This window comes from Chryseobacterium tagetis (genome assembly GCF_016735585.2).
Classification (GTDB): domain Bacteria; phylum Bacteroidota; class Bacteroidia; order Flavobacteriales; family Weeksellaceae; genus Chryseobacterium; species Chryseobacterium tagetis.
In genome coordinates, this window is sequence record NZ_JAERSE020000005.1 from 179,468 (window position 1) to 196,349 (window position 16,882).

At 35.5% G+C, this 16,882-nt stretch carries 15 protein-coding genes; 11 read left to right on the plus strand and 4 right to left on the minus strand.

Annotation, left to right across the window (positions count from 1 at the left end; genetic code table 11):
* The first annotated feature begins 41 nt into the window (after positions 1–41).
* Positions 42–692: a uracil phosphoribosyltransferase gene (gene upp, locus JI747_RS17605; protein ID WP_225690182.1), complete on the plus strand. Its 651-nt coding sequence runs from the start codon at positions 42–44 to the stop codon at positions 690–692.
* Between the two features lie 111 nt (positions 693–803).
* On the opposite strand, the gene JI747_RS17610 is transcribed toward upp, so the two are convergent.
* From JI747_RS17610 to JI747_RS17620, 3 genes are all read right to left on the minus strand, one after another.
* Positions 804–1,490 carry an alpha/beta fold hydrolase gene (locus JI747_RS17610; RefSeq protein ID WP_225690183.1) on the minus strand — a complete coding sequence of 229 codons (687 nt, stop codon included), beginning with the start codon at positions 1,488–1,490 and terminating at the stop codon, positions 804–806.
* Positions 1,491–1,704: 214 nt separating this feature from the next.
* Positions 1,705–2,358, minus strand: a complete 654-nt coding sequence (locus JI747_RS17615) for a ComF family protein (RefSeq protein WP_225690184.1) — start codon at positions 2,356–2,358, stop codon at positions 1,705–1,707.
* Positions 2,359–2,415: 57 nt separating this feature from the next.
* Positions 2,416–3,891, minus strand: a complete 1,476-nt coding sequence (locus JI747_RS17620) for a helix-turn-helix domain-containing protein (protein WP_225690185.1) — start codon at positions 3,889–3,891, stop codon at positions 2,416–2,418.
* A gap of 126 nt (positions 3,892–4,017) precedes the next feature.
* Here JI747_RS17620 and aceB point away from each other — a divergent pair, with 126 nt between their 5' ends.
* The 6 genes from aceB to JI747_RS17650 all read left to right on the plus strand — a co-directional run bounded on the left by aceB (position 4,018) and on the right by JI747_RS17650 (position 9,989).
* Entirely contained in the window at positions 4,018–5,592 is a 1,575-nt protein-coding gene (gene aceB, locus JI747_RS17625) for a malate synthase A (protein WP_225690186.1), read from the plus strand.
* 165 nt (positions 5,593–5,757) lie between these two features.
* Positions 5,758–7,038 (plus strand): isocitrate lyase, encoded by a 1,281-nt coding sequence (gene aceA / locus JI747_RS17630; RefSeq protein WP_225690187.1) that lies wholly within the window; start codon positions 5,758–5,760, stop codon positions 7,036–7,038.
* Positions 7,039–7,135: 97 nt separating this feature from the next.
* Positions 7,136–7,519 carry an acyl-CoA thioesterase gene (locus JI747_RS17635; RefSeq protein WP_225690188.1) on the plus strand — a complete coding sequence of 128 codons (384 nt, stop codon included), beginning with the start codon at positions 7,136–7,138 and terminating at the stop codon, positions 7,517–7,519.
* 60 nt (positions 7,520–7,579) lie between these two features.
* Positions 7,580–8,026 carry a 6-pyruvoyl trahydropterin synthase family protein gene (locus JI747_RS17640; protein ID WP_225690189.1) on the plus strand — a complete coding sequence of 149 codons (447 nt, stop codon included), beginning with the start codon at positions 7,580–7,582 and terminating at the stop codon, positions 8,024–8,026.
* 15 nt (positions 8,027–8,041) lie between these two features.
* Positions 8,042–8,812 carry a UDP-2,3-diacylglucosamine diphosphatase gene (locus JI747_RS17645; RefSeq protein ID WP_225690190.1) on the plus strand — a complete coding sequence of 257 codons (771 nt, stop codon included), beginning with the start codon at positions 8,042–8,044 and terminating at the stop codon, positions 8,810–8,812.
* A 190-nt stretch (positions 8,813–9,002) separates the two neighbouring features.
* Complete coding sequence (locus JI747_RS17650) at positions 9,003–9,989, plus strand: long-chain-fatty-acid--protein ligase (RefSeq protein ID WP_225690191.1); 987 nt, start codon at positions 9,003–9,005, stop codon at positions 9,987–9,989.
* Positions 9,990–10,060: 71 nt separating this feature from the next.
* Here the strand turns inward: JI747_RS17650 and aqpZ are convergent, their stop codons facing one another.
* Positions 10,061–10,798, minus strand: a complete 738-nt coding sequence (gene aqpZ, locus JI747_RS17655) for an aquaporin Z (RefSeq protein WP_262904175.1) — start codon at positions 10,796–10,798, stop codon at positions 10,061–10,063.
* 200 nt (positions 10,799–10,998) lie between these two features.
* On the opposite strand from aqpZ, the gene JI747_RS17660 reads away from it, so the two are divergent.
* From JI747_RS17660 to JI747_RS17675, 4 genes are all read left to right on the plus strand, one after another.
* Positions 10,999–11,619, plus strand: coding sequence for a DUF5715 family protein (locus tag JI747_RS17660; RefSeq protein ID WP_225690192.1), 621 nt, complete (start codon positions 10,999–11,001; stop codon positions 11,617–11,619).
* A gap of 105 nt (positions 11,620–11,724) precedes the next feature.
* Positions 11,725–13,653 (plus strand): ABC-F family ATP-binding cassette domain-containing protein, encoded by a 1,929-nt coding sequence (locus JI747_RS17665; RefSeq protein WP_225690193.1) that lies wholly within the window; start codon positions 11,725–11,727, stop codon positions 13,651–13,653.
* Positions 13,654–13,910: 257 nt separating this feature from the next.
* Complete coding sequence (locus tag JI747_RS17670; RefSeq protein WP_225690194.1) at positions 13,911–14,267, plus strand: hypothetical protein; 357 nt, start codon at positions 13,911–13,913, stop codon at positions 14,265–14,267.
* A gap of 210 nt (positions 14,268–14,477) precedes the next feature.
* Entirely contained in the window at positions 14,478–16,862 is a 2,385-nt protein-coding gene (locus tag JI747_RS17675; protein WP_225690195.1) for a TonB-dependent receptor, read from the plus strand.
* The last annotated feature ends 20 nt before the right edge of the window (positions 16,863–16,882 follow it).

The following is a 16,882-nucleotide window of genomic DNA, read 5'->3' on the forward strand; positions in this document are numbered from 1 at the left end:
ATTTAACGTAATTATTTCCCTTAAAATAAAATTAAATATTCATGCTTACTATTTTATCACACAACTTTTCTTTGGTGAATTCCTGGATCAATGAACTTAGAAATGTAGAAATCCAGCACGATCGAATGAGATTCCGTAGAAATATGGAGAGAATCGGGGAAATAGCAGCATTTGAGATCAGTAAAGGTTTAGAACAGAAAGAAGTTGAAATTCAGACTCCTTTAGATACGATTACAGTAAAAGAAATTGCAGTTCAGCCGGTTATTACAACGATTCTGAGAGCTGGAGTTCCTTTATTTGAGGGAATTTTAAATTATTTTGACAAAGCCGATTGCGGATTCGTGGCTGCCTATAGAAAACACGATGCCAATGACTATTTTTCTATTAAACAGGATTATTTAACTTGTCCAAACATTGAAGGAAGACCATTGATCGTTGGAGATCCCATGTTGGCAACCGGAGCTTCTTTAATTGAAGCAATCAAAGATTTGTTGACTAACGGAAATCCTAGTCAGCTTCATATTGTTGCAGCCATTGCTTCAAGACAAGGGGTTGAAACAATAGAAAAAGCATATCCTAATGCCAAAATATGGGTAGGAGCAATTGATGAGGAATTAACATCGAAAGGCTACATCACACCGGGATTGGGAGATGCAGGAGATTTAAGCTACGGAGAAAAACTTCAGAGATAATTTTTATTAAAGATTTAACACTCTGTGTTCTTATTTAAGTGAAACGCCTTTGCAAAATTAAAAATCAACATTTTATTAATAAAAAATCTTTGCTTTTTTGCGTTAAAAAAATTAAGAGAGATTCCAAAAATCTTTCATCAGATTCAATAATAATTTTGGTCGTACTTTATCCATAGGATGCTTTGTGTCGGGAAGTACGGCCAATTTTGCGTTCGGAAGACTTCTGTATACTTTCATACTTTCTTCAAGGGTTACCATATTATCTTTGTCTCCAACCATGATCTGGACAGGAATGTTGATAGTAGATAAATTATTTTTCAAAGGTGGGTTTTTACCTAAAGAAATCATCATATCTGCAATTGCAGGAAGTAAATGTTTCCATTTTGCACCATGTTGCTTTTCCAGTAATTCTGCATATTTTGGAACTTTTTCTGCAATCACATCAGGATTAAGCATTTTACTTTCTTTCAGAGCCTGTTCCTCTGTCCAGTCAAATTTTGTTCCCAGTGTCATAATGGAATCTAGACTTGAAGGGTTTTCTAAAGCATAACAAAGCGCAACATAACCTCCCATACTGTGTCCGAAAATTGAAACATTGTTCAGTTTCTCTTTTTCAATAAACTCTTTTAGTTCCTGAGAGTATTGTTCAGTAGTAATCCCGTTTTTCGGAATCTCTGTATTTCCATGTCCTGAAAACAAAGGCGTATGAATGGTAAAATATTTTGAAAGCTCTTCTTTAAAAGGATCAAAAACTTCGCTGTGACCTAAAGCTCCATGTAATAAAATAAGATTGGGCATTATCATTAGTTTGACGGAAAATTATGAAAAAGATTTCAATAAATATAATTGAAAAGTTTCCAGTCAAGAATATTAGAGTCGTCACTTCGAGTAGATTTTGAAAAAATCGTATCGAGAAGTTATTTCTAAATAAAAATCGTCTTAACTCCAATCGATAAAACAATTCAAAACCCGAATCCGGCATCTCGAAACCCGTATCCCGAAACTCAAAACATCAAACATCAATCGCCATCACTAAAACACTTACTTTGTTATCTCCTGCGTTTAAAATTTCCCAGGCAATAGTCGATAAAGTATTTCCGGTGGTAAAAACATCATCGATCAGTAAAATATGCTTTCCTGAAATATGTTGGCTAATAGAAAAAGTATTTTCTGTTGCCAAACGGTGTTGCTTGTCTTTCAAAGCCTGCGCTTTCGAATAATGATTTCTTTTAATTAGATCATGACTGAAAGGAATATTGTAAAACTTTGATAATGTTTCGGTAAATAAATGCAACTGATTGTAACCTCTTTCTTTCAATTTTTTTGGATGTAATGGAACGGAAACGAATAAATCGGGTTTTTCGTTTTTAAAATCTAATCGTTCACTTGTCCAGTTGGCAATAATTTTTCCAGCTTTTTCCCGGCTTTTATATTTCAGTTCATGAACAATTTTCCGGCTTAAATTTTCTTTTTCGAACTGCATTAAAGCAAAAGCGTTTTTAACAGGAAAAAGCAATTTGCATTTTTCTTTGATATAATTGTTTTCGAGATAATTAGAATGAGTAAACTTGATCTGTTCGAAACAGAGATTGCAAACAAGTAAATTGCCGTCGATAATCCGGTTGCAGTGTATGCAACGATTTGGAAATAAAATATCTAAAATCATTTGTGTGTTTTGAAAGACTAAAATATAAATTTTAAACAAAACACAGAAACGAAAAAACTACAAAATATCTTTCCTTACTCTTTCAATAGAATTTTTCATACTGGAATTGAAGTGTTCCTTTTCCAAACGGGTTGGAGGAGCCTGTCTTACTTCACAATCGGCAATGCTGCATGATTCACAGGTAACTCCTACATTGATTGTTTTTAAAGCGGAAGACTTAATGAAATTGATTTTCTTAATCGTTTGAGAATTCAGTAAAATCCCTAAACAGTAACTTCTGTTGCTTCCGTCAGAAAACGGGTTTTTTTGGGAAGTAGAAATTACAAGATAGCTGAAACCCTGATCTTTGTAATGCGAAATCTGAGCATCGGTCAATGTTTCATTTTCCTTTAAAAGATGCAGATTTTTTACTGCGATCCACCTTCTGCAATAATGTTCGTTGGTTGCGTTAGCATGTGGTGCTTGTTGATGATTCAAATGCAGTTCCTTTAAAATCTGAATTTTATCAGAATCTTTCTTTTTAACCAAGCATAAATAAAACAGATCCTTAATTCCCAATTCAGAAGAAAGAATGTTTGTTAATCGATAATAAAAAGTTTCAGGAGAGTTGGTGAAACTTTCAATTAGATTTTCAAAACTTTTAGGTTTCCAGTTATTTTCTAAGAAAAATTCAGAAGTCTTCTCAATGGTTTTTTCTTTTGAGATCAGTAAAGCTCCTGCGAAATAAGAAGCATAAAAATTATTCAGAATTTCTTCAAAACTTCCAAAATCCAGCCATGAATACGTATTCGGACGATTTTTCAGTTCCAAAACATTAAAACCGATTTCCTTAGCAAGAATAAAGGTTTTCTGATCCGGTTCTAATTTTCTGTTCAAAAGCAATAATTTTTTCTCAGGAACAAACAAAGAACGAAGTTTATCTAAAGTTTCATATTGCTCAAAATCTTCTGATTGAATTCTGTAATTGAATTTCTCAGTCAAAATATCTTCTAAAATATCTGACTGTAAATTCTTACTGATCTCCAATTGATTTTCTTCTGCAAACAGCACAACTTTTTCCTCAATTTCCGGAAAATAATTGTCATATAATTCCTGGAAAGATCGCATGACGGCAAAATAAAAACGTTCCTTTCCTAAATTATAATTCTGTGAAATCTCAATTAAAGCATTGATAAAAGCAGTTACCTTCTTAGGAGCATCGCTAATGATGCTGATAAGATTATTTTTATTGATCCCAAAAAGGTCAAGCGGAATTTCTTTAAAAAAATCTGACTGTAGAATTTCATTAAACGGAGCTAAACTTTTGTCCAGTTTTGTAGAAACCAGATCATCAAAAGTACAGTTCAGCGCTTCCGAAAGTTGAATAATCTTATCATGTTTCGGATATTTTTTTCCGTTCTCGATTTCATTAAGATACGACTTGGACAATCCGGTTTTCACGGCAAGGTCTTGCAAAGACCAGTTTTTCTTTTGTCTCTGCTGTTTTAGTTTCAGTCCGAAAACCGTTTTAATAAAGTCGCTGTCAGAATTCATAATTCAAATATAAGAGTTAGAAGCGATTTTTCGCATAATAATTTTTTAAATAAAATTAGCGAACGTTCGCTAATTGTGAAAATTTTTATTTATGTTTGTACTATCAAATCACAAAATCAACAAGTTATGGAAACCAAAACTCAATTAAAAATAAAGCCACAGCAGCGGTTTGAAGAAATTTTCACCAATGATTTAATCGATTTTTTGGTAGAGCTTCATCAAAACTTTAATCCCAAAAGACTAGAACTTTTAGAAGAAAGAAAAAAAACTCAGCAGGAATTTGATCAGGGAATTCTTCCGAAATTTTTATCGGAAACTGAAGAAATCAGAAATGGAAGCTGGATTTGTGCTCCGCTTCCTGAAGATTTACTGGACAGGAGAGTGGAAATTACTGGACCTGTTGATAGAAAAATGATTATTAATGCGCTCAATTCAGAGGCTTCAACCTTTATGGCGGATTTTGAAGACAGTAATTCTCCAACCTGGAAAAATTGTATGGAAGGACAGATGAATCTTTCAGATGCCATCAACAGAAAAATTGATTTTACAAATGAGCAGGGAAAATCGTATGAGCTGAATAAAAAAACGGCGGTTTTACTGGTTCGTCCGCGAGGATTGCATTTAAATGAAAAACATATCGAGATCAATGAAGAACAAACTTCAGCTTCGTTGATTGATTTTGGAATCTACTTTTTTAGAAACGCAAAGAACTTGTTGGAAAATGGAAGTGGCCCTTATTTCTATCTTCCAAAATTAGAACACTATAAAGAAGCCCGTTGGTGGAATGAGGTCTTTGTTTTTTCTCAAAATTACTTGGGAATTCCACAGGGGACCATTAAAGCAACAGTATTAATTGAAACCATCACAGCTTCATTTCAGATCGATGAAATTTTATTTGAATTAAAAGAACATAGTTCAGGTTTGAATTGCGGACGTTGGGATTACATTTTTTCATACATTAAAAAATTCAGAAACCTTCCCGGGTTTATTGTTCCGGACAGAGATCAGGTAACGATGACTTCTCCTTTTATGAGCGCCTATTCAAAAAGAGTGATTGAAGTCTGTCATAAAAGAAATGTTCATGCAATCGGCGGAATGGCGGCTCAAATTCCGATTAAAAATGACTACGAAGCCAACAGCATTGCTTTCGGAAAAGTAAGAAGTGATAAAGAAAGGGAAGCAAAAAATGGTCACGACGGAACCTGGGTGGCACATCCTGCTTTGGTTTCTGTCGCCAAGAGTATTTTCGATCAGGTGATGCCTTCTCAGAATCAGATTGATAAAAAGTTTGATTATCAGATTACAGAAAATGAATTGCTTGAAGTTCCAAAAGGAGAAATTACAGAAAAAGGAGTTCGTAAAAATATCAATGTCGGAATCCTTTATATCGAATCCTGGTTGATGGGAATTGGTGCTGCAGCAATTTATAATTTAATGGAAGATGCGGCAACAGCGGAAATATCAAGAACTCAGGTTTGGCAATGGCTGAAAAATGAGGCAGTGCTAAGCGATGACAGAACTTTAACAAGAGAAATGATTCTTCAATGGGAATTTGAAGAACTGGAACGTATTGAGAAATATGTCGGTTCAGAACGATTTAAAAATGGGAAATTCAGTTTGGCAAAAGAACTTTTTAATGAGCTGATCTTCTGTGAAAACTTTACAGAATTTCTGACTCTGAAAGCATATCCTTTTATATAGGTTGATAAGACGAGATATTTTCCCACCGTCAGTTCGAGTAAAAATTATTTATAAGAATAATTTTTACTCGAACTGACGAAGCGAAGTAAAACTCGAATCTCATATCTCGAAACAGGAACCCCGAACCCCGAACCTCAAAATCATAAACTTTAAATCCAAAATAAAATGAAAACAAAACAAGAACAAATCCAGGAAATAGAAAAAGACTGGCTTGAAAACCAACGTTGGAAAGGTGTAAAAAGACCTTATACAGCAGAAGAAGTGCTGAAACTTCGTGGCTCTTATAAATTAGATTATACGATTGCGACGGAAATGTCAAAGAAATTCTGGAACAAATTGAATACTCAGGATTTTGTTGCAGGATTAGGTGCTTTAACTGGAAATCAGGCGGTGCAGGAAGTAGATGCAGGATTGGAGGCTATTTATCTTTCAGGATGGCAGGTTGCCGCAGATGCCAATCTTTCAGGAGAAATGTATCCTGATCAGTCGTTATATCCTGCGAACTCCGTGCCTTCTGTGGTGAAAAAAATAAATAATGCTTTGATAAGGGCAGATCAGGTTCAATCCGTAAATGGTGGTAGTGAAAAAGAATATCTGGTTCCGATCATTGCGGATGCAGAAGCAGGATTTGGAGGGAATTTGAATGCTTATGAACTGATGAAACAAATGATTGAAGCCGGAGCGGCTGCGGTACATTTTGAAGATCAATTATCATCGGCGAAAAAATGCGGTCATTTGGGAGGAAAAGTGTTGGTTCCGACTCAGGAAGCAATCAATAAATTAATTTCAGCCCGTTTGGCAGCAGATGTTTTAGGGGTTCCGACTTTAATTATTGCAAGAACGGATGCGGATGCAGCAGATCTGTTAACCTCAGATATTGATGACAGAGATAAAAAATTTGTAACAGGTGAGAGAACTTCCGAAGGATTTTATGTAGTAAAAAATGGAGTAGAGCAGGGAATCGACAGAGGGTTGTCTTACGCTCCGTATGCAGATTTGATCTGGATGGAAACTTCAAACCCCGATTTAGAACAGGCGAAAAGATTTGCAGAAGGAATTCATGCAAAATTCCCGGATAAAATGTTGGCATATAATTGTTCTCCATCATTTAACTGGGCAGCAAGACTAAGTGTTGATGAAATGCTTAATTTCAGAGAGGAGCTGGCAAAAATGGGCTATAAGTTCCAGTTTATCACATTGGCAGGTTTCCATGCGTTGAATACAGCCATGTTTGAATTGGCTTTAGCATACAAAGAAAAAGGAATGGCTGGATATTCCGAATTGCAGGAGCGTGAATTTGCATTGCAAAAACGAGGGTTCAGAGCCGTGAAACATCAGTCTTTTGTAGGGACAGGATATTTCGATGAGGTTCAGAATATTGTAACCAATGGCGCTTCGGCGACAGTGGCGATGAAAGATTCTACAGAGACGGCGCAATTTCATTAAAAAGTCCCGATTTAAATCCATTTTATGGTCAAGACCTTCTCTGTTTTGGGAAGGTTTTGCTTTTTAAGTCCTATTTTTGAATAAATATTTGAAGAAGATGAGTTTGATTTTTGAAAAACAAATACAGGTTACTGAGCAGCATATTGATGGGAATAACCACGTAAACAATGTTCAGTATGTACATTGGGTGGAAGAAATTGCCGGAGAACATTGGGATTTTGTGAAGCATAAAACCGAGTTTTCAGAATTTGTGTGGATGCTTCTTGATCATCATATTCAGTATAAAAAACAGGTGTATCTCAATGATATTATTACGATAAAAACCTATCCGAAAGCGCCTGAAGGAATCCGACAGCCGAGAAAAGTTGAATTTTACTGTAACAATCAGTTAGTGGTGGATTCAAGTACACTTTGGGTGTTGGTGGATGTGGAAACACAGAGAATTAAAAGATTGGAAAGCGATTGGCTGGATAAACTTTAAGAACTATTCTTTCGTAGATGATAAGGTAAATTCAAAACCCAAATTCCTTATCTTTGCAACATGATACGTATTACAAAAATTTTTACATTCGAAACAGCGCATGTGCTGTACAATTACGACGGAAAATGTAAAAATATGCACGGACATTCTTACAAGCTGTTTGTAACAGTGAAAGGAAAGCCGATTAATGATATTGAAAACCCGAAAAACGGGATGGTGGTAGACTTTGGCGATATTAAAACCATTGTAAAATCTGAAATTGTGGATGTTTGGGATCATGCAGTGATGATCAATGCACTTTCACCTCATAAAGAACTGGGAGAAGGTCTGGAAAATCAGGGACATAAAGTGATTTATTGTACGTTTCAGCCGACCTGCGAAAATATGTTATACGCTATTGCAGCAAAAATAAAGTCAAGACTTCCCGAAGGAATTTCTTTGGCCTATCTTAAACTTCACGAAACGGAAAACTCTTACGGAGAGTGGTTTGCAGAAGATAATCAATAATCTAAAACTAAAACGGTGTTAAAAACGACCATCAATTTAGAACCTGGAAAAAAAGTATATTTCGCTTCAGATCAGCATTTTGGTGCGCCCAATCCTAAGGACAGCAAAGTGCGTGAAGAGCGATTTATTCGTTGGATGGATGAGATTAAACATGATGCTCAGGTGTTGTTTTTAATGGGAGATCTTTTCGATTTCTGGCACGAATGGAAGCATGTAATTCCAAAAGGTTACGTGCGTGTTTTAGGAAAAATAGCAGAACTCAAAGATCGTGGAATTCACATTTATTTCTTTGTAGGTAATCACGATCTGTGGATGAAAGATTATCTGGAAGAAGAAATAGGATGCACGGTTTTTTATAAAAAACAATACTTTGAAATGGGCGGAAAGCAGTTTCTTTTAGCCCACGGAGATGGTTTGGGACCGGGAGATAAAGGATATAAAAGAATGAAAAAAGTCTTTACAAATCCAGTGGCTCAGTGGTTTTTTAAATGGCTTCATCCCGATATTGCAATGAAAATCGCATTGTATATGTCACAGAAAAATAAAATGATCTCAGGAGATGAAGACAAAGAATTTTTAGGAGAAGACAAAGAGTTTTTGATTATCTATTCTAAAAAGAAACTCGAAACCGAAAATATAGATTACTTCATTTACGGTCACCGTCACCTTCCTATGGTTTTGGATCTGCAGGGGAAAGCGAAGTATATTAATCTCGGAGACTGGATTTCGTATTTCACTTATGGTGTTTTTGAAAAAGACTTTGAACTAAAAACATTTGAGAAGTAAACAAAAAAAATTACCCCATATTGAGGTAATCTTCGGATCGAAAATTAATTCTATCCTGTTTTTAATCCATATTCCGGTGAATTAATTGCAAGAATTTTACCAAAACTTGCTTTTAATATTAAGAAATAATTAAAATTGGTTATTTATTAGATAAGTGTCTCGTTTTGAGTTAATAATAAATTGAAAAAAATTGAGTACAATATTTGACATACAGACAGAACAAGACTTTTTGGCTGAATCATTGAAGGTTTTCCGCTACCAATATGAAAATATAGAGGTGTACAGAAATTTTGTCAGCTATCTCAAGATAATACCTGATGAGGTGACAACGCTGGAGAAAATTCCGTTTCTTCCCATAGAAATGTTTAAAAATCATAAAGTTATTGATAGAAATGTAACGGCTGATCTTTTTTTTCAGAGCTCCGGAACCACTCAGATGAATTTATCAAAACATTTCATTGCCGACGAAAATATATATCAGGAAAGTATTTATAAAAGCTTCGAACAGTTTATCGGAAAACCCGAAGATTTCATATTTTTAGGATTGCTGCCAAGTTACCTTGAAAGACAAAACTCATCATTGATTTATATGGTAGATTATCTGATGAAAAAATCTGCCAAACCCGAAAACGGCTATTTCCTTTACAACCATTCAGATTTATTTGAATTATTAAATACTATACAAGATAAAAAAGTGATTCTTTTCGGGGTTTCCTTTGCTTTATTGGATTTCCTTGATTATTGTCATTCCGAACGAAGTGAAGAATCTCTGAATTTTCTTGAAAATCTCATTGTCATTGAAACCGGCGGAATGAAAGGACGAAAAGAAGAAATGACAAAAGATGAACTGCTTGAAATTTTAAAAAATGGTTTCAAAACAGATAAGATCTACTCGGAATATTCTATGACTGAACTTCTTTCTCAGGCATATTCATTAGGTAATAACGAATATGATTGCCCCAATTGGATGAAAGTGATGATTAGAAATGCTGAAGATCCCTTCGCTTATGAAAAAGAAGGAAGAACAGGAGCTATTAATATCATTGATCTGGCAAATATTCATTCGTGTTCATTCATAGCCACTCAGGATTTAGGAAAAATAGTTGGGAGTAAATTTCAGGTCTTAGGAAGAATCGATCATTCAGATATTCGGGGATGCAGCCTTCTTGTTTCTTAAATAGTAAAGTATAAAAAATAAAAATCCTGTTAGTTAATAACAGGATTTTTTATGTGTTGAGAAGTTGTTGTTTAATGGGCAAGTTCCTCTTCCTGATTTCTCTGAAGCAAGAATTTGTAGATCAATCCGCCAACAATACCACCTAAAATAGGAGCAACCCAGAATAACCACAACTGGGATAATGCATGACCTCCTACGAAAACAGCCTGAGAAAGGGATCTTGCAGGATTTACTGAAGTGTTGGTAATAGGAATTGAAATCAAATGAATTAAAGTAAGAGCCAGACCAATTGCAATACCTGCAAATTTTCCGTTGGCATACTTATCCGTTGCTCCCATAATGATGATAAGGAAAAACGCCGTTAAGATAAACTCTGCAAGAAAAGCAGCTCCCATAGAATAACCTTTCCCAAAATAGACGGCATCCCCGTAAAAATTGGTGGCAAAAGCTCCGGGACCGGAAAAATCGGGTTCACCTGAGCCGCTTAAAATAGTGTATAATGCTCCTGCTGCAACGATAGCGCCTAAACACTGTGCAACAACGTAAGAAATAAGATCTTTGGCAGGAAATCTTCCGCCGGCTAAAAGACCAAATGAAACAGCAGGATTAAAATGTCCTCCCGAAATATGACCGACAGCATAAGCCATCGTAAGTACAGTAAGCCCGAATGCTAAAGCCACCCCTACGAGAAGGATGCCCATTTGACCGGTAGAAGCCGGAGCAATCTGAGAAGCGAAAATTGCACTTCCACAACCTCCGAAAACAAGCCAGAACGTGCCGAAAAATTCAGCGAAAAGTTTTTTTATCATATGATTATTTTGTAAGTTATCTCAAATTTATAATTAAAATATTGAATTTTAAGATAATTTTTAAAAATATTTATAGGTAATTTCATGTAATGTTTTTAATTTAATAAAATTATTAGAAAGAGTAACAAAACAACGATAGCACGGTATTTGAAGGGTATGGAATAAGGTAATTTTCGATTATAAATTCAAAAATCATTTTAATGAAAAAGTATATAGGTCTGTTCTTTTTATCTTTTAGTTTTTGTATTTATTCTGCTCAGGTTGCAAGAAAAGCTTTCCCATGCTACGATCTGAGTCAGGTGATGAGAGTAGAACCTACACCTCTATATAAACCTCATCTGGATGCTTCCAAAAGTTTCGGGATAAAGCTTCTTGAAGATTCTAAAGCTGTTCAGAAGTATATCAATAACGGGAAATTTCATAAAATAAAAAAATCAGGAAAAGGCTATCACGTACAAAAATTAGATTACAGCAGGGCCTGGATGGTTTCAAAAGGAAAATCAATGCTGGAAAAAATAGGAGCGCGCTTTAGCAAAGAAACAAAAGGACACACATTTACAGTTTCATCAATTACCAGAACGCTGGAAGATCAATGCCGTCTAAGAAGGGTGAATTCTAATGCCGCATTGGGCATCAGTTCTCATAACTACGGAAACTCTTTTGATATTTCTTACGTAAGGTTTAATAATGTACTCAGATACAATCCTAAAATGGAGCTGGCTTTAGAGAAAATATTAAAATATTACTATGATTTAGGAAAAATCTATTACATTAAAGAAAGGCAACAAAGCTGTTTTCATGTTACCGTAAAAAACTATTGATATTTAAAGGAATTATCAAGAAATTTTTCTTTTCATTAAATTCATTTCTTTTTCCGTATTTTTGCACCCTGAAAATTCATTATTCACTATTAATCATTATTTAACATGCTTTCGGTTCAAGGTCTAGGATTACATCATTCAGGAACATATTTGTTTCAAAACGTGAATTTCACGATTAAAAAGGATGATAAAATTGGTTTGGTTGGTAAAAATGGAGCGGGGAAATCCACTTTATTGAAAATGCTTTCCGGGGAAATTACTTTCTACGAAGGAAACGTGGTTCCGGAAGGAAACATCACGATCGGTTTCCTGAAACAGGATCTTGATTTCGTAAAAGGGAGAACGGTTTGGGACGAAACCATGCAGGCTTTTGAGCAGATCAATGCCTGGAAAAATGAGCTTGAAGATGTAAATCATCAGATGACAACAAGAACCGACTATGAAAGCGATTCTTATACGGATCTGATTAATAAAATGACCGAACTGAATGATCTTTTAATGAACCACGATGCCTACAATCTTGAAGGTGACATGGAAAAAGTATTGTTTGGTCTTGGTTTTAAAGCCGATGATTTCCAGAAAATCACCGATGAATTTTCAGGAGGCTGGAGAATGAGAATCGAATTGGCCAAACTGCTTCTTCAGAAGAATGACATCATGCTTCTCGATGAGCCTACCAACCACTTGGATATGGAATCAATTATGTGGCTGGAAAACTTCCTGAAAGACTATCCTGGAGCGATTGTTTTGGTAAGTCACGATAAGCAGTTCATGACTGCTGTTTGCAACAGAACATTTGATGTGAACAACAGAAAAGTTGATGATTATAAAGCAGATTATTCCAAATATCTGATCATGCGTGAAGACCGCCGTGAAAAACTGATTCAGGCTAAAAAGAATCAGGATGCGGAGATCAAGCAAATGGAAGACAATATTAATAAGTTCCGTGCAAGTGCTACCAAAGCATCTTTTGCGCAGTCGCTTATTAAAAAATTAGATAAAATAGAACGTATTGAAGTGGATAACGAAGACGTTTCAAAATTCAATATTCGTTTCGTTCAGTCACAGGTTCCCGGAAAAATTATTTTCGAAGCGGAAAACTTAGGAAAAGCTTACGGCGAAAAACAAATCTTTGATGATGTAGACTTTATCGTTCAGAGAGGAGACAGAATTGCGCTTCTGGGACAGAACGGTCAGGGAAAAACAACGTTGGCAAAAATTCTTGCTGGAGATATCAAAGATCACTCAGGTTCCTGGAATCTTGGGCATAATGTGAATATCGGTTACTTCGCCCAAAATCAGGAAGAAGTTCTTACTCCGAATAAAACAGTTCAGGAAGAAGCGGAAGACGCAGCAACAGAAGAAACAAGACCTAGAGTTCGTGATTTGTTAGGATCTTTCCTTTTCCAGGGAGAAGCGGTGAACAAAAAAACAAAAGTACTTTCCGGAGGGGAGAGAAACCGTTTGGCGCTTTGTAAACTGCTTTTACGTCCGTTCAATACGTTGATCATGGATGAGCCTACGAACCACTTGGATATTCAGTCTAAGGAGATTATCAAATTAGCACTTCAGAAGTTTGAAGGAACATTGATCGTAATTTCGCACGACAGGGAATTCTTACAGGGGCTTTGTGATAAGATCTATGAATTCCGTGACGGAAAAATGAAAGAATTCTTAGGAGATATCAATGAATATCTTGAATTCAGACAAAAAGAATCGATCAGAGAAATTTCTGCAGAAAAAGCAAAACTTCACAGTGAAGCACCGAAAGTTGAGGAGAAAAAGGTGGAAGAAAAACCGGTAGTCAACACTCAGTCGAATGTGATCCTAAGCAAAGAGCAGAAGAACATTCAGAATAAAATTAAGAAAGTAGAAGAAAAAATTAGCGAACTGGAAACCAAAGTAGAAGAATTCGAAACTTCTTTTACCAACGAGAACCCATCTGACGAGACTTTAGAAAAATACAATAAAACTAAAGAAGAATTGGAACTTGCTCTGCAGGAATGGGAATATTTGGGAACTCAGCTGGATTAATTTTATAGTAAAAAATAACCGTCCAATATGTCATTCCGTAGGAATCTAGGTTCAGTCAAAGACTTGTTTACTTTGCTGAGATTCCTCCGGAATGACAAACGGATGTAAAATATAAGCTGTTTATTGTTCCTGTTTTATTTTTTTAATCATAAAACTGTAACAAAACCGCAATCATTTCTACCTATCTGTTATAGTGATTAAAATATTTTAATAAAACTTTAATCCCAAAGCTTAAATTATTTTTATAATTTTGACGAATGATTTTTAAAGAAAGCAGAAATCTGAAGAATTTTATTTCCAAACTCTTGTTTGGGATCTATTTTCTTGCGCTGTTTTCTCAAAACTTTCACAGTCACAGTTCTGAAGAGGTTTTTAAAAATTTCAGCTTTAAAAAATCAGAAAATACCGTTACCAAAAACATAGCAAAAGAAAAAGCAGCCGACTGTTTGGCCTGTCATTTCCTGGCTACAGGACATACCTTAGTGCCGGAAGAATTCAGTTTTTCTTTTGAAAACTATACACACGAAGTAGAGCAGATTCTTACTGTTCAGGAAAAAATATGGTCCCAGACTAAATTTACCTTTCAGCTTCGCGGTCCCCCCGCAATTTCATAATTCATAGATTCTTTTATTGGCTTTAATTAGGTTTAAGGTTCAATCGTATGGGCGTAATGTATAAAATCTGATATTCGGATTTTAACGGGAAAATTCCTGCACATTATTACTTTTTACATTGTTCGTTAAATACAAACTAATCAGTCAGTATTTTAAATTTTTTTTCGAAAAATGTACTTTATAACAAGTACGCAATCAATCTATTTAACAATGAAATTGATATATAGCTTTATGCTGATCCTTTGTGGATTTGCATTGACAAACGCACAGCAGACTTACGCAGTACAGGGGACTGTTCAGGATTTTCATGATAAAACAATGCTGGAAAATGCAGTCGTGAAAATAGGAGACTTTTCTGCAAAAACCGATAAAACCGGTAAGTTTTCATTTAATAAAATTCCTGCAGGAAAATATATACTCATTGCTAAACATCCTGATTGTAATGATTATACTGAAAATGTAGGAGTTACTCAGGATTTGCATTTAACAATTACTCTTGAACACCATATTCAGGATATTGAAACGGTGACCATTCATGGAAGCCATAAAAGTAATGGTTCTTTGGTGGTGAAGACGCTCGATAAATCTGAAATAGACAGAAATTCTACAGATAACCTGGGAAATCTGTTGACCAAAATTTCGGGAGTAAGTGCACTCAAAACAGGAAATAATATTTCAAAACCAATCATTCACGGGCTGTATGGAAGCCGTATTTCTATTCTGAACAACGGGGTAAAACTTGCAGAGCAGGAATGGGGAGTGGAGCATGCACCGAATGTTGATATTAATAACTTTCAGCATATTGATGTTATAAAAGGTGCTTCTGCATTGAAGTACGGAAGTGATGCCATTGGTGGGGTTGTTGTATTGGAGCCCGAAATTTTCCCTAAAAAAGATACCATTAAAGGTTCGGTAAATCTTTCAGGAATTTCCAACGGAAGAGGTCTTGGATTGGATGCAGATATTGCTAAAGTCTGGAAAAACGGATGGGCTGTGAAAACCGGAGGAAGCATCAAGAAATTAGGAGATCAGAGTGCTCCTGATTATAATCTGATGAATACGGGAATGGATTTTTCTTCCTTCAACTTTACAGTTCAGAATAATACCTATGAAAGAGGAATTTCATTTGACTATTATTTAACCAACCAGAATATTGGAATTTACAGAGGTTCTCACGTAGGAAACAACGAAGATTTCTACAATGCAACTACATCGAAAATTCCGGTATATACAGGAAATTTCAGTTATGATATTGATAATCCTAGACAGGTCATAGAGCATCATATTGCAAAAGTTTCCGCTTTCAAAAGATTTGAAAATTTAGGGAAAGTTTCTGCAACCTATAGCTATCAGTTCAACCACAGACAGGAATATGACATTAGAAGAGGTGAGTTGAAAGATACCCCTTCTCTTGATCTGGAATTAATGACCCATCAGTTCAACCTTAATGATTTGCTGGAAAGAGGGAAATTCTCTCTGGAAACGGGAATTGATGCGAGCTTCCAGAATAATTATTCAGATCCTGCTACCAAAGCAAGACGTCTGATCCCGAACTATGATAAATATGCTGCAGGATTATATTCGATTTTTAAATATAAAATCTCTCATGATTTTAATGTGGAAGTCGGGGCAAGATATGATTTTACACGATATGACGTGACGAAATGGTATGATAAAAGCGATTGGGAAAGCCGATATGCAGATTCTTATCCTCAGTTTTATGTGAAAACAGATCAGAACAGAATCCTTACGCGCCCTCAATTGAATTACCAGAACATTTCGTTCAATGCAGGATTGGAATATCGCCCCAATTCAAATTTTGATCTGAAATTTAACTATGCAAAAGTGGGAAGAACTCCGAATATCGCTGAATTATTTTCAGACGGGCTGCATCATTCGGCTTCTGTGATCGAAATTGGGGATATGGGATTGAAGAATGAACAGGGACATCAGTTTAACTTAACGGTTGATTCAAAATTCAATGTATTGAAAGGGTTGAATGTTTCTGTAAACCCTTACTTCTTTATCACCAAAAATTTCATCAACGAAGTTCCTACCGGAGTACAGAATACGATCAGAGGAGTATTTCCTGTGTGGTCTTATCAGCAGATCGATGCGAAAATGTATGGGATAGATCTGGATGTTAATTTTAAACTTACGGATAATCTTACCTATGTCGGAAAAGGAAGCTACGTGCATGGGCAGGACGATACACACGGTGTTCCTTTGATCCTGATGATGCCGCCGAATTTTTCAAATGCATTACAATTCAATAAAGAAAACTGGAATCATTTTTATTTTACCTTAGAAAACCAGACGTTTCTAAAACAAACCAGATTTCCGGTTTATAACGCAACCATTCCTATTTATATCAATGGAGATGAAGTGCAAAAAGAAGTTGATTTGAGCACTCCGCCAAACGGCTATTCTCTTTGGAATATCCAGACGGGGATCAACATCAGCAAAAATCTTTCTGCGGGTCTTATCGTGAACAATCTTTTCAATGTTTCGTACAGAGATTATCTGAACCGTATGAGGTTCTTCGCAGATGAGGCAGGAAGAAACTTTATTTTAAACTTTAGATACAGATTCTAAAGGACTCAAATTATTTTAAA